At 34.8% G+C, this 24,388-nt stretch carries 25 protein-coding genes and 1 riboswitch; of the genes, 5 read left to right on the top strand and 20 right to left on the bottom strand.

What is annotated here, in order from left to right; translation table 11 throughout:
- From AC4BBX_RS04085 to AC4BBX_RS04095, 3 genes are all read left to right on the top strand, one after another.
- Entirely contained in the window at positions 1–1,053 is a 1,053-nt protein-coding gene (locus tag AC4BBX_RS04085) for a replication initiation factor domain-containing protein (protein ID WP_490455194.1), read from the top strand.
- A gap of 297 nt (positions 1,054–1,350) precedes the next feature.
- Positions 1,351–1,755 (top strand): MerR family transcriptional regulator, encoded by a 405-nt coding sequence (locus AC4BBX_RS04090; RefSeq protein WP_490455195.1) that lies wholly within the window; start codon positions 1,351–1,353, stop codon positions 1,753–1,755.
- Positions 1,739–2,056, top strand: coding sequence for a hypothetical protein (locus tag AC4BBX_RS04095; protein WP_490455196.1), 318 nt, complete (start codon positions 1,739–1,741; stop codon positions 2,054–2,056). Before AC4BBX_RS04090 ends, AC4BBX_RS04095 begins: the two co-directional genes overlap by 17 nt.
- Before the next feature lie 92 nt (positions 2,057–2,148).
- On the opposite strand, the gene AC4BBX_RS04100 is transcribed toward AC4BBX_RS04095, so the two are convergent.
- From AC4BBX_RS04100 to AC4BBX_RS04135, 8 genes are all read right to left on the bottom strand, one after another.
- Positions 2,149–2,424, bottom strand: a complete 276-nt coding sequence (locus AC4BBX_RS04100; protein ID WP_490455197.1) for an HU family DNA-binding protein — start codon at positions 2,422–2,424, stop codon at positions 2,149–2,151.
- 241 nt (positions 2,425–2,665) lie between these two features.
- Positions 2,666–3,976, bottom strand: coding sequence for a ribosome biogenesis GTPase Der (gene der, locus AC4BBX_RS04105; protein ID WP_490455198.1), 1,311 nt, complete (start codon positions 3,974–3,976; stop codon positions 2,666–2,668).
- A 466-nt stretch (positions 3,977–4,442) separates the two neighbouring features.
- Positions 4,443–5,654: a 30S ribosomal protein S1 gene (gene rpsA / locus AC4BBX_RS04110; RefSeq protein WP_490455199.1), complete on the bottom strand. Its 1,212-nt coding sequence runs from the start codon at positions 5,652–5,654 to the stop codon at positions 4,443–4,445.
- A gap of 300 nt (positions 5,655–5,954) precedes the next feature.
- Positions 5,955–6,350 (bottom strand): DUF4430 domain-containing protein, encoded by a 396-nt coding sequence (locus AC4BBX_RS04115; RefSeq protein ID WP_490455200.1) that lies wholly within the window; start codon positions 6,348–6,350, stop codon positions 5,955–5,957.
- Between the two features lie 4 nt (positions 6,351–6,354).
- Positions 6,355–7,026 carry a (d)CMP kinase gene (gene cmk / locus AC4BBX_RS04120; RefSeq protein WP_490455201.1) on the bottom strand — a complete coding sequence of 224 codons (672 nt, stop codon included), beginning with the start codon at positions 7,024–7,026 and terminating at the stop codon, positions 6,355–6,357.
- A gap of 61 nt (positions 7,027–7,087) precedes the next feature.
- Positions 7,088–7,651: an SAG1386/EF1546 family surface-associated protein gene (locus AC4BBX_RS04125; protein ID WP_490455202.1), complete on the bottom strand. Its 564-nt coding sequence runs from the start codon at positions 7,649–7,651 to the stop codon at positions 7,088–7,090.
- A gap of 73 nt (positions 7,652–7,724) precedes the next feature.
- Positions 7,725–9,113 carry a RecQ family ATP-dependent DNA helicase gene (locus AC4BBX_RS04130; protein WP_490455203.1) on the bottom strand — a complete coding sequence of 463 codons (1,389 nt, stop codon included), beginning with the start codon at positions 9,111–9,113 and terminating at the stop codon, positions 7,725–7,727.
- The gene (locus AC4BBX_RS04135; RefSeq protein ID WP_490455204.1) at positions 9,113–10,096 is read right to left on the bottom strand and encodes a helix-turn-helix domain-containing protein; all 984 of its coding nucleotides are present in this window, start codon (positions 10,094–10,096) and stop codon (positions 9,113–9,115) included. The genes AC4BBX_RS04130 and AC4BBX_RS04135 overlap by 1 nt, the downstream gene beginning before the upstream one ends.
- Positions 10,097–10,127: 31 nt before the next feature.
- Here AC4BBX_RS04135 and AC4BBX_RS04140 point away from each other — a divergent pair, with 31 nt between their 5' ends.
- The gene (locus AC4BBX_RS04140) at positions 10,128–10,343 is read left to right on the top strand and encodes a ferredoxin (protein WP_490455205.1); all 216 of its coding nucleotides are present in this window, start codon (positions 10,128–10,130) and stop codon (positions 10,341–10,343) included.
- A 55-nt stretch (positions 10,344–10,398) separates the two neighbouring features.
- Positions 10,399–11,151: a hypothetical protein gene (locus AC4BBX_RS04145; RefSeq protein ID WP_490455206.1), complete on the top strand. Its 753-nt coding sequence runs from the start codon at positions 10,399–10,401 to the stop codon at positions 11,149–11,151.
- A gap of 97 nt (positions 11,152–11,248) precedes the next feature.
- Here AC4BBX_RS04145 and AC4BBX_RS04150 read toward each other — a convergent pair whose 3' ends face one another.
- From AC4BBX_RS04150 to AC4BBX_RS04205, 12 genes are all read right to left on the bottom strand, one after another.
- The gene (locus tag AC4BBX_RS04150; RefSeq protein WP_490455207.1) at positions 11,249–12,328 is read right to left on the bottom strand and encodes a hypothetical protein; all 1,080 of its coding nucleotides are present in this window, start codon (positions 12,326–12,328) and stop codon (positions 11,249–11,251) included.
- A gap of 5 nt (positions 12,329–12,333) precedes the next feature.
- Positions 12,334–14,787: a phosphoenolpyruvate synthase gene (locus AC4BBX_RS04155; protein WP_490455208.1), complete on the bottom strand. Its 2,454-nt coding sequence runs from the start codon at positions 14,785–14,787 to the stop codon at positions 12,334–12,336.
- Positions 14,784–15,689 (bottom strand): UbiA prenyltransferase family protein, encoded by a 906-nt coding sequence (locus tag AC4BBX_RS04160; protein ID WP_490455209.1) that lies wholly within the window; start codon positions 15,687–15,689, stop codon positions 14,784–14,786. The genes AC4BBX_RS04155 and AC4BBX_RS04160 overlap by 4 nt, the downstream gene beginning before the upstream one ends.
- Positions 15,682–16,545, bottom strand: a complete 864-nt coding sequence (locus AC4BBX_RS04165) for a phosphatidylserine decarboxylase (RefSeq protein WP_490455210.1) — start codon at positions 16,543–16,545, stop codon at positions 15,682–15,684. The genes AC4BBX_RS04160 and AC4BBX_RS04165 overlap by 8 nt, the downstream gene beginning before the upstream one ends.
- 1 nt (position 16,546) lies before the next feature.
- On the bottom strand, positions 16,547–17,149 hold the full coding sequence (locus tag AC4BBX_RS04170; RefSeq protein ID WP_490455211.1) for a CDP-alcohol phosphatidyltransferase family protein: 603 nt from the start codon (positions 17,147–17,149) through the stop codon (positions 16,547–16,549).
- A 47-nt stretch (positions 17,150–17,196) separates the two neighbouring features.
- Positions 17,197–19,662, bottom strand: coding sequence for a PEP/pyruvate-binding domain-containing protein (locus tag AC4BBX_RS04175; protein ID WP_490455212.1), 2,466 nt, complete (start codon positions 19,660–19,662; stop codon positions 17,197–17,199).
- Positions 19,663–19,692: 30 nt separating this feature from the next.
- Positions 19,693–20,250 carry a CDP-archaeol synthase gene (locus AC4BBX_RS04180; protein WP_490455759.1) on the bottom strand — a complete coding sequence of 186 codons (558 nt, stop codon included), beginning with the start codon at positions 20,248–20,250 and terminating at the stop codon, positions 19,693–19,695.
- Positions 20,251–20,566: 316 nt separating this feature from the next.
- Positions 20,567–21,190, bottom strand: coding sequence for a hypothetical protein (locus AC4BBX_RS04185; RefSeq protein WP_490455213.1), 624 nt, complete (start codon positions 21,188–21,190; stop codon positions 20,567–20,569).
- A gap of 196 nt (positions 21,191–21,386) precedes the next feature.
- Positions 21,387–21,989, bottom strand: coding sequence for an ECF transporter S component (locus AC4BBX_RS04190; protein WP_490455214.1), 603 nt, complete (start codon positions 21,987–21,989; stop codon positions 21,387–21,389).
- A 141-nt stretch (positions 21,990–22,130) separates the two neighbouring features.
- Positions 22,131–22,256, bottom strand: a riboswitch (FMN riboswitch).
- Positions 22,257–22,331: 75 nt separating this feature from the next.
- Positions 22,332–23,048 carry a pseudouridine synthase gene (locus AC4BBX_RS04195; protein ID WP_490455215.1) on the bottom strand — a complete coding sequence of 239 codons (717 nt, stop codon included), beginning with the start codon at positions 23,046–23,048 and terminating at the stop codon, positions 22,332–22,334.
- On the bottom strand, positions 23,049–23,639 hold the full coding sequence (scpB, locus tag AC4BBX_RS04200; RefSeq protein WP_490455216.1) for an SMC-Scp complex subunit ScpB: 591 nt from the start codon (positions 23,637–23,639) through the stop codon (positions 23,049–23,051).
- Entirely contained in the window at positions 23,632–24,378 is a 747-nt protein-coding gene (locus AC4BBX_RS04205; protein ID WP_490455217.1) for a segregation/condensation protein A, read from the bottom strand. Before AC4BBX_RS04205 ends, scpB begins: the two co-directional genes overlap by 8 nt.
- Positions 24,379–24,388: the final 10 nt, after the last annotated feature.

Raw genomic sequence — 24,388 nt, forward strand, 5'->3', positions numbered from 1 at the left:
GTGCAAGAGTTCAATCACAACAAGGGTTTAACTGACTTTTTAAGTGCTAACTTTGACTGGATAGAATTTTCAATATTTAAAGAGTCTTTAAATAACATTATTACAAATATTTTATTGCTAAAGGAAGATGACTTTGAGCCTCTTCCGAGAGGTCGATTTGGATACAACGCTCAATTAAAACGGGCTAATGGTTTAGTTTTTATTTTATATAATACTGATGTAGAAGGAAATGCAATAAAAAATGATCGAAACGGTATTCATATTATTATGACAGGTCGAGGTTGTCGAGCCTTTGAATACAAAGGTAATTTTCGAGAGCTTTTTTATTTAGTTTTAGTTGGTGCAAAAGATAATAAATTTACACGCATTGATCTCGCCATTGACGACAAAAAAGACGAAATTATCAATTTCGAACGCTTTTGGACAGAGTTGGAAGCAGGTAATGTGTCCTCAAAATGGAAAACATGGGATCTCATTTTAAGTCGCAGCCTAGGTGATAATCATTTTAAAGGACGTACTCTCTATTTAGGTAAGCAGTCCTCAGATATTTTTTGCAGAGTTTATGATAAGGGCCATGAAAGATTTTCAAAAAATTGCGTAGAAATCGAATTTGAAAAGCTCGAATGGACTCGACTAGAAATTGTTTTTAGACGAGATCGCGCCAAGTTATTATCAAAATTTTTTTTGGAAAGTGAGGATGGTGTTGGCCAAATTGCCTTAGCTGTTTTAAATCAATACATTCGATTTTTAATTCCAAATCCAGATAATGAAAGAAAAAGGTCCTGGGAAACAGCTGCTTGGTGGGAAGTCTTGCTGCATAATGTGGGCAAACTAAAACTAACGAAAGAAACAACAGAACGTACAATTGAGGATTTTGAGCAGTGGGTTGATAAACAAATAGGCCCAACTTTATCCGCAATTATCAGTGCAAAAGACGGTGAAGTCGATTGGTTATACAAGATCATACACGAATCATCTACACGCTTAAAGCCAAAACATCGAGATGCTATTAACAAGTATCAAATCCAAAATAAGAAAAAAGAGGATTCTTAAGATTACTAAATAAAAGCCACGGATTTAAGGGCTATTAATGAATAATTCCCCATAAAACATTTTGAAATCGTCTCAGAAACGTCATGACACAACGTTTCAACTGAACATTTATGCAAAAACAGCAAATTCATTTGAATTTGCTGTTTTTGCATAAATATTTTTTCTTCCATTATGAATTTTATTTTGACTAATTTTCTTATCTTTGACAACTAAAAAACTGATAAAATTCGATTGTTTCTTGACATGGAGTTAACTCCATGTTGTAAACTATATGATATCAAGGACAGGAGGTACACAATGAAAATATCAGAAGTTAGTCAAATATCTCGCATATCAATCGATACACTTCGTTATTATGAAAAGATTGACCTATTAAATCCTAAACGCATTGGATCTCATCGAGTCTATCAAGATTCTGATTTAGAAACCTTAAAATTCATTCAAATTCTTAAAGAATCAACCTTTTCTCTTAATGAGATTCATATGCTCATTAAGATGGATCAACAATATCTTACGATGGACAGTGTCTTTCAGATGCATCCCAGTGACATTCAAAGTCTCAGAAGCCTATTAAGTACTAAGCTAAGTCATATCGACCAAAAAATTGCCACTCTGTTAGACGCTCAACAACTTATTGGAGTTATGAACGAAAAAATAAATCAATTACCGAATGGAGATATTAACGATGAATCAAACATTTAATATTCTTTTCTATGTATTCATTATTGCTTATAGTTTGTTAACAATTGTCGCTGCTTTACAAGACATTCGCCTACAAGGTTTCCAATATTGGCATAGTTTCTATTTCATTGGATCTATCATTCTTTTAATTTCTTTGCTTCCAACCATGCCCCAATGGGTTCTACCATTATCTTTAGTTCTTTTAGTGATTATTGCAGCTGGAAACGGAATTCTGACTAACACCTTTCAATGGAATCATATTATAGTAAGGACACTCATTAGCTTTGTACTCAGTTTTGTATGGTATAAATATTTCAAGTAATTACAAAGGTAGTTTACTCTCAACAAAATAAAACTCTTATGGTCTAACAAATAAAAAAACCCTCGATCTCTCGAGGGCTCTAAAAACTGTTATTATTTAACAGCGTCTTTCAATGCTTTACCTGGTTTGAATGCAGGAACTTTGCTTGCAGGGATTTTGATTTCTTCACCAGTTTGTGGGTTACGACCTTTACGTTCTGCACGAGAACGTACTTCGAAGTTACCAAAACCGATCAATTGAACTTTTTCACCGTTAGCTAAAGCTTCTTGAATTGTAGAAAATACAGCATCAACTGCTGCAGTTGCGTCTTTCTTAGTTAATTCAGTAGCTGCTGCAACTTTTTCGATTAATTCTGCTTTGTTTGCCATGGATGGTTTCACCTCCTGAAAAATGTTATGATGTCTCGCATCAGCTATAAATCTTTAGTGGTCCAAGACATACAACAAATATTGATTATCATCCATCAATATTCTGATATAACGTTATCACAAGAACCTTTTAATATCAAGGATTTTAATGTACTTCACAGGCTTTTTTTTACATTATTCGATAAAATTCCATAGAAAACAGATTTTCTTTGTCAAATAACAAAAACTATGGTAAAATCCTTTATTTTCTTCTTCTAGGAATGATTCTAATTGGAGTACCTTCAAAGGTGAAAGCCTTGCGAATTTGATTTTCTAAGAACCTTGAATAAGAGAAATGCATCAATTCTTCTTCATTTACAAAAATAACAAAAGTTGGTGGTTTCACTGCTACTTGAGTCGCATAGAAAATTTTCAATCGTTTGCCTTTATCAGTTGGTGTCGGATTGATAGCTACCGCATCCATAATGACATCATTTAAAATCGCTGATGGAATACGTAGGTTTTGATTCATGCTGACTTCTTCAATCATTTCAGGTAGCTTACTTAGACGTTGTTTAGTCATTGCAGAGACAAAGATAATTGGTGCATAATCTAGATACTGGAATTCTTTACGAATTTCCTCTTCAAAGTCTCGCATTGTATTGGTTTCTTTTTTTAGTAAGTCCCATTTATTAACTACGATAATCATGCCTCGACCGGCTTCATGTGCGTAACCAGCAATACGTTTATCTTGCTCGCGAATTCCTTCATCAGCGTTCAAGACCATTAAGACGACATCTGAGCGTTCGATTGCTCGCATCGCTCTCATGACACTATACTTTTCAGTGCTTTCGTAAACTTTTCCACGTTTACGCATTCCCGCAGTATCAATCATGGTAAACTCTTGTCCACTGTCACTAACAAAATGGGTGTCAATCGCATCGCGAGTCGTTCCTTCAATATCAGAAACAATCACTCGTTCTTCTCCCAAGATAGCATTGATTAAAGAAGATTTACCAACATTTGGACGTCCGATTAAGCTGAATTTGATAATTGAATCATCCTCTTCTTCTTGCTCAGTACTAAAATGCTTGATAGCTTCGTCTAAAACATCACCAATCCCTAAACCATGACTTCCAGAAATTGGGTAGGGTTCACCTAGTCCTAAGCTATAGAATTCATAAATTTCTGAACGCATTTCAGGATTATCTACTTTGTTAATAGCCAAAATAACTGGTTTATTACTTCTATATAGAATACGAGAAACTAATTCATCCGCATCAGTGATACCTTCTTTAGCACTAGAGACAAAAATAATTACATCTGCTTCTTCAATTGCAATTTCTGCTTGGTGCTTAATTTGTTCCATAAATGGTTCGTCACCTAAATCAATTCCCCCAGTATCAATAATACTGAATTCTCGACCTAACCACTCACCCGTTGCATAAATACGATCTCGTGTCACTCCTGGAGTATCTTCCACAATGGAAATACGTTCCCCAGCAATTCGGTTGAAAATTGTTGATTTACCGACATTGGGACGACCGACAATCGCTATTGTTGGATTTGCCATTTTATAACCCATTCCTTTCAATTTGCATAACCACTTGATTTTATTTTCAATTATATCAATATCTATAACTTTGTGCCATGCGCTTTCTTAGCCTTACCTAGTTTACCCAATGCGTTAACAAGTTGCAAGTAATCTGAAAAAGAATTAAGTCAAAAATGGAAAAATATAGAGAATTACAATGAAGATTTTTTAGACAAAGTGAATAGGCCTTTTAACATATCGGGTTATGAGTCAATTTTTTTCATAAAACTAAGTCCATTTCATCATTTTCTTTCTTCACCTTACATTCCTAATAACCCAACCTTTCATACAATCATACTAAATGATTTTCTTACAAAATAGTACAAAGTGACCATTCTTGAATAGTCGGATACCTTTCCTCTACTTTTAAAATATGTATCTACTTATTTATCTAGAAAAATTTCTCCAAAAAAAAAAGGGTTGCATCAAGCAACCCTTCTATCATTTACTCTTCTTCTGAATCTTTTAAAGCATCGCCTAAAATATCACCCATAGTGAAACCAGTTGATTCTTCAGGAATATCATAATGTTCTTCCTCTTCAACAACTGCTTCTGCTTCAGGTTTTTCTTCTAGCGCTTTAATACTTAAAGCAATACGATGATCGTCAGGATTTACATCCAATACTTTCACTGTTACTGCTTCCCCTTCAGTTAACACTTCATGAGGAGTTGCAATATGTTTGTGTGAAATTTGAGAAATATGAACTAATCCTTCTACTCCTTGGAATACTTCAACAAAAGCACCAAAACTTGTTAGACGTTTAACTGTACCTTCTAAAACTGTATCTGGAGCAGCTTTTTCTTCGATATCTGACCAAGGCCCAGGCAAAGTATCTTTGATAGATAATGACACACGTTCTGTTGTAGGATCAACTGATAATACAGCCACTTCTACTTTGTCTCCTACGCTTAAAACATCACTTGGTTTTGCTACGTGAGCGTGAGAGATTTCTGAAACGTGAACAAGACCGTCAATACCACCTAAATCAATAAAGGCACCAAAATCTGTCAAACGAGCAACTGTCCCTTCAACTTGGTCTCCTTCACTGATAGAAGAAAGTAATTCAGCTTTTTTCTCTTCTTTTTCAGCTTCAACTACTGCTTTATGAGATAAGATTAAGCGATTTTCTGATGGTTCAATTTCAATGATTTTAAAAGTTAATGTTTTACCTTTATAGTCTTCAAAGTCATCTACGAAATGATCTTCCACCATTGAAGCTGGAACAAATCCACGCACACCAACATCGACCACTAAACCACCTTTAACTACATTGGTTACAGGTGCTTCGATAATTTTTCCTTCTTGGAAATCTTTTTCAATATCTTCCCAAACTTTTTTCGCATCTAAGCGACGTTTAGAAAGTAAGTAACTTCCATTTTCTTTATCTTTACCGATTGCGGAAATAACCACTAAGTCAAGGACATCTCCAACTTTGATTACCTCGTTAATATCTTCAACTGGTAAAGTTGATAGTTCTTTCGCAGGAACTACACCTTCCACTCCAGCACCTTCAATACCAACGATGGCTTGTTTATCCTCAATGGCTAATACTTCACCTTTGACGATGTCACCAACATTTACTTCTTGAAAGCTACTTAAAGCTGCTTCCATCGATTCATTGGCATTTTCTACGTTGTTGTTTTCTAATTCTGTCATAACATATGTCCTCCTAACCAACAATTGTTTGATAAATACACTACATATCTAGTTTATGCTATTCTTACGAAAAAATAAAGCGATTTCTATTTTTTTCATAAAAAAAACCTTGATCTTTAGATGTTTTGCCTAGCAAAAGAGTTCAAAGTGAGAAAAATCACAATTTTTTATACAAGTTAGCGTTCAAATGAGATTTTTTAAAATTTCTGGCTTATATCAGACAGAAATTTCTATCCTCTATTTTTAGATAGAAATGAAAAAAACAGAGCCCACGACCTTGGTCATTCGCTCTGTTTTCTCTTAAAATTTACTATAAGTAAAGACCACTTGATCCCCATCTTCAAGAATGGTGTCATTGGCACCAGTATTTATCATCTCATCATTGATTGTGTATGTCCAATACCAACTATCCGTCGTATCCTGAGCAATTTCAGAAATTGCCGTAATCATTCCATTTTCTTCCTCAATCAGAAAGTTTTCTTTCATTGCTTCCATCAAAGTACTACCGGTTGGTACATTTATGATTTTTTCTTCCAAAACATCATCTTCTTGTTTCAAAGAAATCGTCGCACTAATTTCTTGTTCAGACTTAGCGGTCATTTCTGTTGAACTTGATTGCGTTGCTTCTTGATTTGAACATCCCGCAATACTGATAACACTAAATAATAAAACTAACTGTACTACTAATTTTTTCATTTCTTTACCCCTGTTTCATTTCTATTTCTTGTTTGATTTTGTCTACGACTTGTTTGATACTTAAGCCAGTTGTATCAATGCGAACAGCATCCTCTGCTTGTTTTAAAGGGGATACCTCTCGATGAGAATCTAGATAATCACGCTGTTCAATTTCTTGTTTTAGCGTTTCAAAATCAGTTGGAATTCCCTTTTCTTGATTTTCTTTAAAACGACGTTCCGCGCGTTCCATTACACTAGCAACCAAGAAAATTTTCACTTCAGCATTTGGTAAGACGACCGTACCAATATCGCGACCATCCATAACCACTCCACCTGATTGGGCAATTTTCTGTTGCTGACGAACTAATTCCCTTCGAACTTCTGGATGAGCAGAAACTTCGGATACATTATTAGTAACGTTATGTTGACGAATCGCTTCCGTAACATCTTCAGTCGCTACAAAAATCAACTGTCCTTGTTCCGTTTGCTTAAACGTGATTGGAAATTGCTCAATCAGTTCGACTAGTTTTTTTTCATCACTAAAATCAACTTGATGTTGAATTGCTAGATAAGTAATACTCCTATACATCGCTCCTGTGTCTGTATAGATAAAACCAAAATCTTTGGCCAAGATTTTTGCTACCGTACTTTTCCCAGAGGATGCGGGTCCATCAATAGCAATATTGATTTTTTTCATTTCTTTTCTCCCAACTTAAATTTCTAAATTTGCATAAAAAGAAACCGCCTGAGCGGTTTCCTTATCTCACTCTTAGTTGATCTCCTGGATGAATAATTTCAGTGCCATCTAGACCATTCAATCGTAAAATTTCATCTAACGAAATTCCAGCACGTGCAGCAACTTGCATTGGACCTTCACCAGCTTGAACTGTTTCATACACAGGTTCATCGGGTTGAGGCTCAACTGGTTGTTCATCCACCGGTTGTTCATCAACTGGCTCTTCGTCGACTGGAGACTCAGATGGTTCTGGTGTCTCTGGTTCAGATGATACTGTAGATTCTTCTACAGAGCTACTTGTCTCTTGTGTATCAGTAGAAGTTGACGAAATCGTTGATGATTCGAATGTTGAACTAGATGATTGTGCCGATTCTGCAGGACTGGTATTGTTACGATTCAAAGTCCAAAATCCAGCTACAGTTGGAATAGCAATAATCAAAAATAGTAAAATTAGAACTATTGTTAAAAATGCACTATTCCCTCTTTTTTGACGACGTTCTGAACGAGAATAAGTTTCTTCTTCTGTTTCATAAATCGGTTGTTCCCAAGGTTCTTGTACATCGCGTGTTTTATCTTTTTTACTCAATTTGTATAACCTCCCACTATCTTTCCGCTGTATTATACCATAGGAAATTGCTTGATGTCTTTCAAAACCTCACTTAATTATTTTCTTTAAACAATTTTATCAAAATATCCTGCCATTGACCATTATTCTTTACATTCTGCCAATTATTGGTTTCCTCTGGCAGTTGATAGCCATGATAGTCACAACAATTTTCAACAATAGATGGCTTTTCTTCAAAATAATCTAATAAATATGCTCTGCGACAACCCTCATGATGAATATATCCTAACATTTGGTTCAACTTACGATTTTTTTCTGTTTCATTGACTTTTAATTGATCGATAAATTTCTCTTTGCCATCTCTTTTACTTTGCTGAAACCATTTTTCTTGTAAATCAGTCAAAGAAGCAATCGCCTGATAAGCAATCTTTAATTCAAAATTTTCTCGTTCTTCTTGGCTCGTTCTTTGTAAGAATTGATGAATTCTTTCATCTCCTTGATGATATAATAACAAAGCTTCACTTTGCTGATCGTCTCTACCTGCACGCCCAATTTCTTGCAAATAATTTTCCAAACTATCTGGCAAATCATAATGCAAAACTAAACGGACATCTGATTTGTTGATTCCCATACCAAAAGCATTGGTTGCAATCAAAAACTGCAACTGATTATCCAAAAACTGTTGTTGTAGCATTCGTCGTTGATTATTTTCTAAACCACCATGATAATAGCCAATAGAGAATTGATCTCGTAATTCTTCATAAAGCATTTCCACTTGTTTTCTCGTCGCACAATAGATAATCCCTGAACCTGTTTGTTTTTCCAGAGTGTTTTTTAATTCATTTAATTTGTCCTCCACTTGATCCACTAGTAAAGCAATATTAGGGCGATCCATCGAATGAATCATTTCTTCTGGACGAAACAATAAATTGTTTTTGATATCTTGCCGTACTTCGGCAGTTGCACTGGCGGTTAAAGCCAATGTCACTGGATTTTTTAATTGTTGTTTGGCAAAATCTAAGTTGCGGTATTCTGGTCTAAAATCAATTCCCCATTGAGAGACACAGTGAGCTTCGTCCACGACAAATAAACCAATAGGAACTTGCTGCAAACTCTTTAACACATGTTCTTGTAATAACATCTCTGGACTTAAGAATAAAAATTTATATCGATTCAAATGATTTAGGATAAATTGTTTTTCACTTGCTTGTAAAGTACCATTTAAAGCAATGACTCGTTTTTCTCCCAATCGCAAAAAAGAAAGAACTTGATCTTCCATCAAAGAAATCAACGGTGATACAATAACCACTAACCCCTCTGTCAAATAACCTGTTAGTTGATAACATAAACTCTTCCCTGTTCCAGTTGGTAAAACTGCTAACGTGTCCTTACCAGAAAGTAAGTCAGTGATCACTTCTTTTTGTCCTGGACGAAATTGCTGATAATGAAAATAGTGTTCTAAAGCTGCTTCTAAATTCAGCATTACCCTTTCCTCCAAATCTGATACAAGCGGATTTCTAAAAAATTTGAGTCGAATTGTTCTACTAATTCTTTGTAACTTTGCTTCCACGAATCTTCTGGTAATTCCATTAGATTTTGTTGATTGTCGATAAATTTCTCAAAAGGAAATGTTTCTTCTAATAACGCCCATTCGATGATATGATCTTGAACCGTTCCTAGTTTTAATCGCCTTTGTTGCATCACTTGTCCAACACTCACCCCTGATTGCAGCATTTTTCTAGTCACTAACATACTTTTATTTAAGTTCTGAATAAATAATGGTTTTAAAAATGAATACAAAATTCGTGGTTTTTGTGCTTGTACTTCTGCACAAAACGAATGTAGTCCACAAGAAATACTCAGTTTTTTCCAAGGTTCTTCTTGTAAATCTTCCGGAAGTAACTGAAAAAAGACCTCGCCATTTCGATGATTACCAGAAAATGTCCCTGCTAATAAATTTGCTTGTTCTACTTTCAGTTTGGTAAACACATCCTTTAATTCCACATATAAAGTCTCTTTGATTTCATCCCGATATTGATAAATGACCTGTCGTACCCTTTCTGTATAAAAGGGCGAACTTTCAATCGGTACATAGGTCTTATCGGTAGCTAAAAATGATACTGCTTGAACTAAAAATTGAACAGAGCGCCAAATTTCCATTTCTTTGCGACCAAATTTAAAATAATCTACTTGCTCAAGTAATTCTTTATTTGGAAGTTTCTGCTCTTTTATTAAAATCCACTGACCGTCTTCTTCCTCTAGGATTCCTTGTTCTTTTAATTGGTTCAAACTAGTTTCTAATAGTTCTTCGGTTAAATTTGGCAAACATCCAAATAAATGCAAAAGATCATGGAAATAAGCATAACTTAAAACAGACGAGGTTCGTTTACCAACTAAAATCTGAAATAGGGTTTTAGCCTTCAACTTGTCTTCTTTTGTGAACAAGGATAAAATGAATGTATTCAATGATAAAACCTCCAGAAAGTAGTGACGTAACATGTCTCAATTGTGTAAAATTGTCCCCGAACGTTGTATCGCTTGTGGACTGTGTGCAGTTTATGCGCCAGAAATATTTGATTATGATGAAGATGGGATCGTATTGTTTGCTCAAGAACCAGAAGCTCATCAACAATTTGTAATTGAAGAGCAACAAGCCTCTGTTTTAAACGCATATAAAAAATGTCCAGTAAGAGCTATTTTACTGGAAGCTTAGTCTCTATTAATTATACGCAAAAAAATGAAATTTTCACTGAATTGGGGAAGAAAAAATGATTTTATTAGGTACACTTCATATGAAAAAAGCTCTAATCCAACCAACAGAGCTTAAAAATACCATTCAATTTTTATGTGAAAATTATCAAGAAGTCTTGTTGTCTGTTTCCGATGTTACACATGAGAAGGTTCTTAAAACATTAGCGGAAACTCAACAACAAAATTTTCATTATTTTTTCTTGCCCGTATTGGGAGCTGCTAAAGTTAGAGAAGCCCTTTTAGGAAAAGGATTTCTAAAGTTCGGGATCACTGACTCTTTTCACATTTGTGACTTTGACCGTTTGATTACTTGGCAGCAACACTATCCTGAGGAATTATCGGCTATTGCAAATTACACGGTAAAAAGTAGTTATGTCGTTTTGGGTAGAACAAAGAAAGCCTTTGAAAGTCATCCTATTTCTTGGCAAGAAACCGAACGTCTAACAAATAAAGTCGCTTCTGATTTCTTTTCTATTCCTAATTTAGATATCACCGCTGGGAGTGCCTTAATATCAGGAAAAATCATTCCTGATATTCTGAAAGAACCAGTCTATTCAATGAACGACGGTCAATGGCCACGAATTGCTTTTGAAAAGGGTTTTCAGATTCAATACCAAGCTTGTAACGGCTTAATGTATTTAGGAGAAATAAACAACGACAATCAAGAATACTTTGGTAAACAACTTGCTGACAGATTATATCTGAGTGCTGCCATTACTAATTCTTTATTTCAAACCAAAATCAACAGAACTAAAAAAGCTGAAAATTAAAATATCCAAACAAACTAGAATGAATGCTATTAGAACTGGATGCAATCTTCTTTTTTGTTTGGATATTTTACTATTCAAATTCTTATGGTCACAGACTCTATTTTTCTTCCAACTCCAACTCCCACAAGCAATACTCATGAGTATAGTCTTGCATACCAGTAATATAACTTCCAGTTACAGTTCCTTCATGAATCAAACCACCAACTAAGCCTGCTTGACGATTTTGTACTTCTTTTAAAAGAGGATAATTCATCGCTAAGCCCAATCCTAGATGTTTAGGGTCCGCACCTAAGTATAAAATAATATATTTAGCTGCTTTTTTTCTAAGTCGCAAAAGTTTAAATAGATTTACAGGAGTCATTTTTCGATAAATCAAATTCCCATAATCTGGTAAAGTAATTAAAAAACCGACTAATTCATCGTCTTTATAGGCTAATTTGACCATTGAAAAATCTAATCCTATCTTTAAATCAGCAAACAAGGTTTGAAACTCTGTCGCTGAAATTTCTTGATATAGAGGGAAATCTTTATATAATTGACGCAAGAGTTCAAAGACTTCTACTGAAACTTTTTCCCAGTCTTTCCGTTTGGGAGAAATGATTTGATAGCCTTTTTCTAAGAACAGATTGTATCTTCTGCTCATTTTTTCTGATTCATATTCAGGAGTAATTTCTCGATAAAAATTAGAACGATACTTTTCAGTCATTTCAAAGCCCATATGGTGCCACAAGTTCAGATAATACTCCGGATTGTGAGGTTCATTTGTAAAAATATCATCAAAGCCCTTGATTTTCATTCGATACCCCACCCAAAAGCTTCCCTGAACAGGCCCTATCAATTTACTTACTCCCCAATTTTGGGCTTCTTCACGAAGATGATTTACGAAAGTTTCCATCATTGAAAAATTATTGAATGACTCAAAATAACCGATATAGCCGATATTATCTTGATTAGGTTTAAACAAAATTCCACGAATGACTGGTTGCTCTTTAAAATAACCGATATACCCCTGAGTACGATAAGTATGACTGAGAGGATGAGTTCCACTTAATTGCGCCTTTTCTTCTGAAATAGACTGCATTTGTTCTATTTCAGAGTAGATTTTTTTAGGCAACGCTAAAAAATCTTTTTCAGTCTGCTCGCCAACAATCACTTTTTTCATTTTAATTTGTGTCATCTTTCTCACTCCTCACGTCGAATAATTCCAGTCTGTCCATCAATCGTTACCCAGTCTCCTGTTTGGAATTGACTAGTTGCTTGGGGAACGTTGACCACCGAAGGAATTCCTAATTCTCTGGAAATAATCGCTGTATGAGACAATAATGACCCTTTTTCGGCAATAATCCCTTTGGCTTGTGTCAGCAAATACACCCAACCAGGATCGGTCATTCGTGTAACAATAATCTTGTCATAAGATTCTTGAATCGCTACTTGTTGAATATCTTCTACAACTAAAATTTCTCCTCGTACCACACCTTGAGAACAGCCAATCCCTTGTATTTCTTTTGTCGCAAGTTTGTCAAAGCTTTGTTTATTAATATTTTGTGGATGCTTTTCAATGATTTTTCCAACAAAAATCCACCGAGAAAAAGCAGGTAGTTGTTGATCGATAAATCGTTTTTGTTTGCGATAGTCAATGGTTTCTTGGATATTTTTCTCTTTCGTATCCATAGCCAAAGCAAATAACTCATTCATTTTTAAGTAAAAGACATCTTCTTTCTGCTCAATAACTTGAGTTTCTTGTAATCTAGCGCCCATTGTTAAGAAAATCAAACGCATCATACCGTAAATTCTTGTTCGATTTAAACGAGAACTTTCTCGGTATTTAATACCCATCATCGCTTTTTTTTTTAGATAATTAACTAAGAAATTGCCTTTTTTCATCTCTTTTGGAGTAGCGGCTGTTTCTTTTACTGGCAAAGTTAACTGTTGTTGCATTAATTGAATCAGCGTGAACGGTTGACTGTGAAAAGTTTCCGTCTCTAATTTCAACTCATCTGGTGCTCGATCACCGTATTTTTGAATAAACGTTAAAATCATTGAAGTAATCGGATGTGAATTACTTGCTAAAAATTCGTCAGTAGTTGCTAACGTTAAAGCTTCAATTTCTTTTTGATACGCAAAATCTTCTTTGATTGCTGAACGAATTTCCTCCAATGCAATCACTGGTTTCATACTCTCGATCTGTTCAATACCTGCAATTTCTGCTTGAACATCTGTCGAAGTCACTTTTTTGAGTAATCCTGTAAAAATAAAGGCATACAGATCATTAACCAAAGTAATATCCCATTGTTCCAAAACTTCTTTTTTGATTTCTTCGAACAACTGATATAATTCATAAAAATTGGCCTCTTTGGAAAAATTTTGCTGAAATCGTCTGTCAATCGAAGAAAAGTCTTCATCTAATTGCTTCATTTTTTTTGGTGCTTGGAGAAATGTTTGAATGATTCTCCCCATAATTTTTGTCCGTGACCAAAAACTAATTTTGACTTTTTCTGTTGAAAATTCTTTCACTTGAACACCAAGCATATCTTGCCAAATTGGAATAATTATCTTAGAAAACGGCAATAGCTGCAAAAGTCGATACCAATTATTTATTTGATAAAAAACTCGACTATTTACTTGAGCAATCATATTTTGAAAAGTCGGCTCAAATAAATCTAAGGTCTCTTGATCCTTCCCTAGCATTCGTTTGGCCAATCCACGAAAAATACTACCATAAGCTTCTTGTATAAAACTAAATGTAAGAGGCGTGGTTGTTCCGGGATAACTCTCCACAATATTACTATTGTCTAGAATAATTAATGGTTGCTTTCCAATCGTAGTAATCGGACGTGCTTGTAAAACATACAACTCCTCTTGGAAAAAAGTAAATTCAATGTCTAACCGTTCTCCAAAAATAGCTACTACTTGTTCAGCCATTTTTTCCAAAGCATTTTGTTGCGTGTTAGAAATAATTGGGGACTCTCCACTTGTTTCAAAATAAGATAACTGCTCTTCTGGATGAATAGTCACCATGGTTGTTTCCACACGATCTTCCACGATACCACTACCAATCCCCTCACCAATGACAACCAAGTGTTCATTTAAAATTCCTTGAGGATTGGCAGTAAAATAAACACCTGATAAATCTCCATCAATCATTTCTTGTAAAATAACTGTCAATTCAATTTCAGCTAAAGGAATTTGATGTTCAAAATAATAACTTAAAGCAGCTGGTGTATATAAAGATAATAAAGTTGCTTGGGTTGCTGAAATCAACTGAGCTGGTTCCACATATAATTGGGTTGCAAACTGACCTGCAAAAGAAGTCGCTATACCATCTTCACGATTAGCAGAGGAACGAACGGCATACAAACCCTTGGCTGATTGCTGAAAATCAAGAATCGGTTGAAAAGATTCTGTTGTCATTTCTTCTGTCATATAGTTTTGCAATTTCTGACTTAACTCAGACAGTGTTGATTGATCTGTAAAAGCATCTTGTTGTTCTTTTAAAAATTGCTTGGTATCCGAAGTGAATACATCAAAGGAAAAGACTGAAAAAGCAGGAACATTGAGCCCCTGCTCCTTCATTTTATAGAGATTATAAGCTTTTCCACCAATTTTTTGTTGAGAAAAATCATTGACTAGTTTCATCCAATCACCCTTTGCATCAGTAGATGAACGACAACCGATAGAACCATGGTTGTCTCAGTAATATACGTATAACGTTCGACTCTTGCTTTGATACTAAATTGATTCGGGTCTTTAATAAATTGTTGAAATTGAATCGTCATCCAAATAACATTAGCCACCAGAATCACAACACCCACTTTAGAAATATTCCACAGTAGTAAAACATTCGTTACAATATCAACTAAAGTCAACACTTGAACAAAACGAGTCGCTTTTTGATAGGTAAATAAACGAGAATAGGTTACATATTCTGTTTCGTCTTTTGGTGCGCGAATTTTTCGACTTACTTCCCAGATTAGACTTGGGAAATACATCGTGAAGGCTAATAAAACAGTATGCAAAGAAAGTAAAGGCAAATTGTATTTGTAACAAACAAAAGTAATAATATAAATGTTCATCACCATCATGACTGGATTATGCGTTACTAAGGCCAAAGGTAATGATTTTTGAATTTTTGATTTACTGAAAAACCATAAGGACATTAATGTGCCATATATAAATAAAAATAAAAACCAGCCCACGTTGTTCATAAAGAAAACATTTAAGCCTAATGTAATTGTCACTACCACTGCTAACGCAATAGCTAAATCTTGTTTTTTTACTCTTCCAGAAGGTAATGCACGATGGGCAAATAAGCGTAAATCATGTTCATAATCTTTAAAATCATCCGCTATTCGTAAAGCCATCAAGAATACAAAAATAGTCCAGACACCAATTAACTCTTGCCATTCTACACTAAAATTATATTTTCCTTCGTTGAGTAATAATACAAAGTAAATTTCAAAAAAGTAAATAATTGCTAGAAAAAACCTAGGGACTAACGGGTACATTTCTTTAAAATAAATTCCTAATCTACTAATCATTTTTCCATCCTACTCCTTCTCCAATCTCGACTTGTGTTTCAATGCCCAAAGCAGACTGCTGTTGAATATCTTGATCAACAGTCACAGCCCCTTCAGGATAAGCCACTAAAATAGTCGAGCCACCTAAGCTAAACCACCCTTTTTCTTTTCCCCTTTGGTAGTTTTCTTCTGGTGGATTGATAATTTTTCCAACGAGCAAAGCACCTATTTCCATTTGTAAAATAGTTCCTTGTTGCGTTTGAATCAACGTATACTCTCGTTTATTTTCTTTAAAAACTTTTCTTTTTTTCTGGGCGATTTCTCGAATAGTATGCAACTTTCCGAAAATTTTTCGATTAGTCACGACTTTCCCACTCTCAGCGACCAAATAACGGTGGTAATCGTTCACTGCTAAACGATAGATAAAAAGTGTCCCATTTTTAAAATATCTCGCCCATAATGTATCTTGTAATAGTTCTTCCATTTGATAGTTTTGTCCTTTAATCAAAAAAGACTGGTCTTCTTTGATTGGCAGGACAAGTAGCTTTGCCTGAGCAACCGATAAAACTTGTTTATCTGAAGCAATTGTTAATGCTTCTGGTTTTAATTTTCGAATAAAAAAATCAGCAAAATTTTGATAATCTTCTTCTTGATAATCATTTAAGCTTATTTGGTAAGTTTCCAGAAATTCCGAAATTTTCTTTTTTGACAAAGATGTATAATCAGTGATTGTATAAAGCGTTGAAAACAAACTAGAGGTAACTATAGGTAAAAAAAAATTGCCCCATTTTGTTTCATATAGCTTTTTGAGCCATTCCCCTTGATACTCTGGAGGCTCAACTATTTCACAGCTGTTTCGATCAAAAATTTTAGTCATTTTATAGCACCCACAGACCAATTAAAGTAACCACTGCTAATATCAAAAAGAACAGATACATCTTGCGGTTAGGCTTGGGAATTTTTACATCCCAAACAAATAAAAATGCTAATAAAGGGGCTAACACAAGCAACACGTAATGATAGATATTCGTCCATAAAATTTCACTAAGTAAAAAGCCCACTGGAAAAAATAAGGCTGAATAAGTTACGGGAACGCCTCTAAAATAAGGGGTTCTTTCCTCTAATTTCGCATCACGATTGAAAAAAGCTAATCTAGATACTGCTGCCAGTACATAAACAATCGCTAATCCCACATTCAAAATAAGGTGGGCACCTTGTGTCATAATCAAGACCGCTGGCAAAGCCGCAAAATTAATCATGTCACACAAGGAATCAATTTCTACACCAAATTGTTCCTCTGCTTCTGTTCGGTTAAAGGAGCGAGCGACCATCCCGTCAAACAGATCACATAGACCAGCAATGATAAATAAACTCATTCCTACTACTAAATTTCCTTGAATCATAAAGAACATCGACAACAAGGCCATAGCTGTTCCAAAATAAGTTAAATAGACAAATTTGCCGTATTCCCCAATAAACATTTCTTTTCTCCCCTATTATTGTATCAAGCTACATCAGCTCAATATATTTATTCGTGAACTCTAATTTCTCCAGTTGTTCCATCAACTGACACCAACATCCCCGTTTCTAAATAGTTTGTGGCGCCATCTGCACAAACTACTGTTGGAATACCAAATTCTCTGGCAACAATGGATGCATGACACAAAACGCCACCAGTCTCCGTAATTAGACCAGCAATTGAACTAAAGGCATGACTCCAACCTGTATCGGTAAAGCGGGTCACTAGAATTTCTCCTGATTGTAACTGATCGATTTCCTTTGGATCAAATAAGATCCGAACATTCCCTATAGCAATTCCATCATTAGCGCCAATACCAGTATAACTATCAATTTTTTCCAGAGTATTGTCAATACTAGCAACTGCTGATAAATCGCCCGGTGGAACGAAATCACGATAACTTTGACAATAAAGCTGATTTTCTTTGGCCTTTTCAGCTAATTCATTTGCCGTTAATTTTTGAGTCATGAACGCTTGAATGGTTTCTTTTTCTAAATAAAAAATATCTTCTTGATGCTCTAAATAACCTAAAGTTTGATATTTTCTTCCTAATTTTAGACTAATCTGGCGAACCAGATGATAGTATCGAGTAGAAATATCTTTAAATTCTTCTCGCCACCATAATAATTCACGTAACATTTTAATATCTTTGAAGACTTTCTTCTGTTGCCATTTGGAAATATGAGGAGCTAATAAATCTTGAATTTCTTTATCCGTCAACACTTCGGAAAAAGCCGCAATCGCAGAGGCTAACTTTTCGGGATGTACTAGATAATCTTGAATTAATTCAATGACTAAACGAATATCTTCACTGTAATTTGGAACAAGTAAATTTAATTCTCGAGTTGAATGATAACCAAATTTATCTTGGAATAAGCGAATTTTTAAGGTATCCATCCGTTTCAGATTCTCCGATAATATTTCTTCTAATTCATCAGTAGATAGATTTTGCCAATCTCTAGCGATGTCCTCGGTTGCTTGAATAGAAGAAACAATTTCTAACATTTCTTTTAGTGGTTGCACATGGGAAACATCTCCCAATTTAGCAATCAATTGAAAGAAAGTAGCTAAAGGAAGTTTTTTAAGCAGTGCTGTTTTTTTCATTGATAGTTGCACCGTATTGACAAACACTTGCCAGAAATAACTGGTTTCACTTTGCATATAGGCTTCGTTCACAACTTTGGTCCAAAGCCTTTCAATATTCGCTTCATCCACTTGTTTTATTTCAAAAGCAAGAATTTGATACAACTCTAACAAACGTTGATGTTGCTCATCGGCTGTTTTTCTTTGTAAATTAGTGGTTTTGGTAATTCGCCAGCCTACATTCACTAAATGACTGATGGTTTGTGGTGTCAGCTTTGTTTCACAACCATTGCCTTGATAGTTTTTATACACACCTAGTTCATCATCAAACTCTCGTTCAATATAACTGGGAATCTGAGACATCGCCTCTTTGACCATACCGATATTCCAATAAGGACGAGCAAAGTGATAAATAGCTAATGGCGGTACTTTACCAGAGTATAAGCGATGTTCCAGAAGAAATTTCTCTAAAGCATCTTGCCAAGAGCTTCGGTACAAACTCCACATCAACGCTGGGCAAGGTTGTGCCGCTACTCCTCCATCACGAAAATTAGCGGTCGTCCAATTTCCTTCAGCAATTTTTCGATTGATGCGTGTAATCGGCCGAGCTTGTAGAAAATATAGTTTGTCTTCATCAAAACAAAATTCTACATCAATGGGAAAACCATATGTTGCACTAATCATCACTAGCTTTTCTTGCAACTCTGCTAGTTGTTCTTGAGATATTTTTTTACTAGTTGCCCCTTTATCAAACCAATTAATCGTTAATTGTTCAGGTGTTACTTTACCGCTGGCTAATTTTTCACCTGCACCTTCCACTAGTTCCACTACCATTTGCTCATCCTCGTTTGTTAAAGGATTCATCGAAAAAGCAATCCCACTAGTTTTTGCTTGTATTTGCTTTTGGATAATCACGGACATTCGTAATTGTTGATTACTAATCCCATTTTCCAAACAATAAGCTAATACGTTGGGCTTAAATAAAGAAGCCAAGCATTGCTTGATCCCTTGTAAGATATCTTCTAATGAATGACAATCGCCGATAGAATCAAATTGACCTGCAAAAGATGCTGCATCCAAATCTTCAACCATTCCACTACTTCTCACAATATAGGTCTGATTATTTGAAATAAAGCTAGATAATTCTTCAATTAGTTCTTTCGGAAAAACCAAGGTCTCTAATCGCGTTAAAATTTCTTGATAAGAGATAGTCATTATTTGATTCGTTTCAGCTTCTGGTACCAAAGGCAACCATAAGTTAGTTAAAGATTCCTCTGGTAAAACTAAAGTCTCGGGAACCAATAATCCCATCTGATATAAATCAATTAATCCATTAATTTTTCCACCATAGTCTGTCTTTTTTTCCAATTGTGCTAATGGTATTCCCTGCATAATACTCACCCCTATGACAACAACTAATTCTTAAAAAGGATTTTTTCTTAATTTCATTCGGTATAAAAATTGATTGACCAAAATATGTGTCCCAGAACCAATCACAATACAGCCAATAAACTGTTGAAAAGAAATCTGTACTAAAATTGCTAAAATCAATCCACAACCAACCAGTGAATCCGCTTGATCAATAAAAACAAAAAGCCACTTCCAACGGTCTTCTGCTGGCTTTCCTGGCTGAATTGCCAAGCGACGTTTTATAAAACTATTCGGTAATTCAAATAAAACATAAGCAAATCCCAGTAATAAACCAATCCATAAATTATTAATAACGGAATTATTATATTGCGTATAAAACAAATTAAGTGATTCTAAATAAGGAAAGAATTTTAACAGAAAGCCCCAAAATATCTGGAAAATTCCACCAAAAAGAATCATCCCAAAAAAACCCTTCCATGTTTTATTGTCACCGAAAAGCCGTTTACCATCTTTCAGCTTCTTGCCTTGATCCATTGGAATATACAAATTATTTAACACACCAAATTTACAAAAAGCCATATTTGCAATACCTGCGAAAATAACAGCCATTAAAGTCATATACAGGCTTAAAACAAATTCCCCCACACTACGTTTCCCCTATTTTCTAAAGATTAAAAGTTACCCTAATGTTAAACTATTTCAATGATTTTTTGAATTAAAGAAGCTTGAAATAATAGCATACATTAGAAATTTTCCAGAATTTTCCTACTAGTCTTTTTATGTTTAAAATAAAGAAAATTTACTTACCATTTTATTATCTAAGAAAAACAAAAGATAGACAGTCGATAAGTTCAAACTATCTATCTTTGAATTCTTTTATTTTAAGCTAAACATTATCTTCAAAATCTAATCCGATATTGCCCTCTTACTCATTAACCGAAAAAGTTTCCACATAACCAATTACTTCCATTATGTTGTCTTGGAAAGATTCTGCCGAAATGTAATGTAATCTACCTTCATCATCTTCAAAATGATAGGTCACTAACATCATCCCCATATTCTCATAAACACCATATACTTGATAAGTTTCGTAACCGTCTAGTTCCACCATAGCTCCTTGAATTCCTGTTGCACCATCTTGCTCCATAGCGCCCCAAGAATTTGTTGCCGCTTGTTCTGGATTATTAGGAGGATTTTCAATTACATATAAGGTAATAATCGAGGTTCCGGTTAAATCACTATATTGAATCAATTCTAAATCTGAACCAACATCCTGAAAATTTACCCATTCTGTTGGAATATCTACGAAACCATAGCCTACTTCACCCACTCTTTTAAATTCACTCGATGACTCAGAGCTCTCTTCAAAATCTAACTCTTCAATTTCAGAAGAAATGCTACTTTCTTCTGATTGTATCACCTCGCTAGATTGGCTTTGAATAGTTTCAGTAGTTGATGTATCTGGTTCGGTATCTCCCCCAGAACTACATCCCATTAAGACTGCTCCCAAAGTCAGACAAATCATAGACAACTTGGTCATTCTTTTCATTTTCTACACCTTATCCTTTCTGAATACTCTTATAAGAATATTCACTTTAGGAAACACTGTTTTTCTCATTTTCGAATAATACCCTTAACTATAATATACCTGAATATTCAGACAAATTATATTTTTTTGACTAATCATCAAAAAAAACTCTTAAGGAACACTATCTTCCTTAAGAGGTTTATAATATATACTATTTTTATTTACTAAACGTTTGTTGTTTAGCAAATGCCTGTCTTTTAGATAACCAAGGTAATAATTTGGCATGTAATACTAAAAATACACTACTTACAATAATCCCTTTAATTAGATTGAAAGGAAAAATTCCTATCACTACATAACTTCCTAATGACATGCCTAAAAAATTATCAGCTGATACATGGAAGAAAAAGAGATATAGCGGTGTAATAATAAAATAGTTTGCGATACTCATGATTACACTCATGGATAAAATACCTGTACTTACTCCGAATACTTTATCTTTAGTAGCTGTTCCTCTTTTAAAGAAGTAATACATTGGCAATGTAAATGCACTGGTTGCGACAAAACTGGCTACATCTCCAACCATATTAGAGGGTGAAAAGCCTGTTGTCAGCAAGTGTAAGGTTGAACGAATTAAAGCCGTTAAAATACCTGACACTGGACCAAATAAAAACATACTTAACATTACCGGAATGTCACTAAAATCAATTTTTAGAAACGGAAACATCGGCATGATTGGGAATGATACATATTGTAAAACCAATCCCATTGACGCAAATAAAGCAATTGACACCATTTTTTGTACTTTGTTGTTCTTCATAAACAAATCCTCCTAATTGAAAGGACTCCTCTTCAAACGAACCTATTTTGTCCATCTTGCATTTGTTAAACAAAAAATACCCTATTTTTCCACAGGGAAAAATAGGGTATTTGATTAGCAAAATTAGATACACCAAATACGCCCTATCTTCTTTATCCAGACTATACTGTCGGTACCGGAATTTCACCGATTCAGCCACTTGAAAATCAAGTAGGTCGTGGACTATAACCACCGGTCGGGAATCACACCCTGCCCCTGAAGACGAACCTTTATTCTTTTTATAGTACATTACTCATTATACAGAAAATGGATAGAGTTTCAACTATTTAATTCCAAAACCTGTTATTTCGCTTTTCCTAATAACTGAGAAACTTCTTTTTTGTTTAATTCTCGGTATTCTCCTGGTTTTAGACCAGCTAAAGTTAAATCGCCATATCGTTCACGTTTTAATTTTTGGACTGGTAATCCGACTGCTTTTAACATATTTTTAACCTGATGATTACGACCTTCATGGATCGTTAATTGGACAATACTGGTTTGTGCTTTAACGTCTGTTGATAAAATATCAAAGCGAGCGGGTGCCAATCTTTTACCTTCGATTCGCATACCACGAGTCACTGGTAATAAGGTTTTCTTATCCGCTACGCCTTTAACTTTGGCTACATACACTTTGTCGACCTCATGCTTAGGATGAGTCAATTTTTGAGAAAAATCACCGTCATTGGTTAGTAAAAGCAAACCTGATGTATCATAATCTAAACGTCCGACTGGATAGATTCGTTCCGTTACATCTGATAAATAATCAACTACGACTTTACGATCTTTGTCATCAGTAACAGCTGAAATCACACCTCTTGGTTTATAAAATAGGTAATAAACTGGTTCTTCTTGATAAATCGGAACTTCATCTACTTCCACTCGATCTTTGCTGCTGACTTGGGTTCCTAATTCTCGAATGACTTTGCCATTAACTTTGACACGGCCTTCTAAAATATACGTTTCTGCTTTTCTTCTTGATGCAATCCCTGCGTGGGCAATAACTTTTTGTAATCTTTCCATTTATTCTTCTCCTTCAGTGATTTCAGTCTCTTGATAACGATCAAAAAACAAATCTGTTGGTAATTCTTCTAGTAGTTCTTCTTCCATTGATTGAATATCAGGTAGTTCCTCTAAATCCTTCAAACCAAAATAATCCATAAAATACTCGGTAGTCCCATAAAGAATGGCTCTTCCTGGGCCATCCACCCGTCCTTTTTCTTCAATTAATTGTCTGGCAGCTAATTTTTGAACAGAACCGGCTGATTGTACTCCTCGAATTTCATCCACTTCACTACGAGTGATAGGTTGTTTGTAGGCAACAATCGCTAACGTTTCTAGCGCCGCTTGGGATAAGCGATTAGACATTGGCGACTGGGCATATTTTTTTAACAATGAAGCAAATTCTTTTTTAGTTGTTAGGACAAAGTGATTACCTACTTCTAAAATATTTAACGAAGAATTCTCATTGTCTTGATAATTTTGATTTAGTGTTTGGATGAATTGATAAATTGAGGCGGTCGGTTCTTCTAATAGATAACTTAATTCTTCTAAACCGATTCCTTCATCCCCTACGACAAAAAGGACTGCTTCTAATTGACTAATTTTATTCATGTCTCTCTCCTAAAGGGTATAACAAAATTGTTTCGTAATTTCCGGTTTGCTCTACTCTAATTTTTCCATTTTTCATTAACTCTAATAATGCCATAAAGGTAACCACAATTTCCGGGCGACTATAGGTTGTAAAAAAAGAATCAAAAGTTTTACCAGCGTTTACTGTCAACAGTTCTCTTTCGATATAATTCATTTTTTCTTCAATACTACTTTCATCGGCGCGAATCGTAGTTTCAATCACTTGACGCTTTTTCTTTTTTTCTAGCATTTTGTGAAAAGCCAAAAACAAGTCAATCGTGTTCAATTGATTTTTAGCTAATTCTTGTTCAACTTCTTGGTATTCATCCATATCCATTGGATCTTTAGTGTAATATTGACTGCGCTCTTCCGCTTTTTCTGATAAACGGTCTGCGGCATATTTATATTTTCGATATTCAAGTAATTGGGCTACCAACGCATCTCGAGGATCTTCTTCGTACTCGTCGTCGTAATCTTCTTCCAATTCCTGTTTTGGTAACAACATTTGGCTTTTAATCGCCATTAAAGTTGCTGCCATGACTAAATATTCACCAGCAACTTCCAGCTCCAAAGTTTTCATTGCATGAATATAATTCATATATTGCTCTGTGACGTCCGCAATCGGAATATCATAAATATCAATTTCCAAAGAACGAATGAGATGCAAAAGCAAATCCAAGGGTCCTTCAAAAACATCTAGCTTAATTTTAATTTCTTGCATATTATTCTTC

The sequence above is a fragment of the Enterococcus sp. AMC1157 genome (assembly GCF_058216555.1).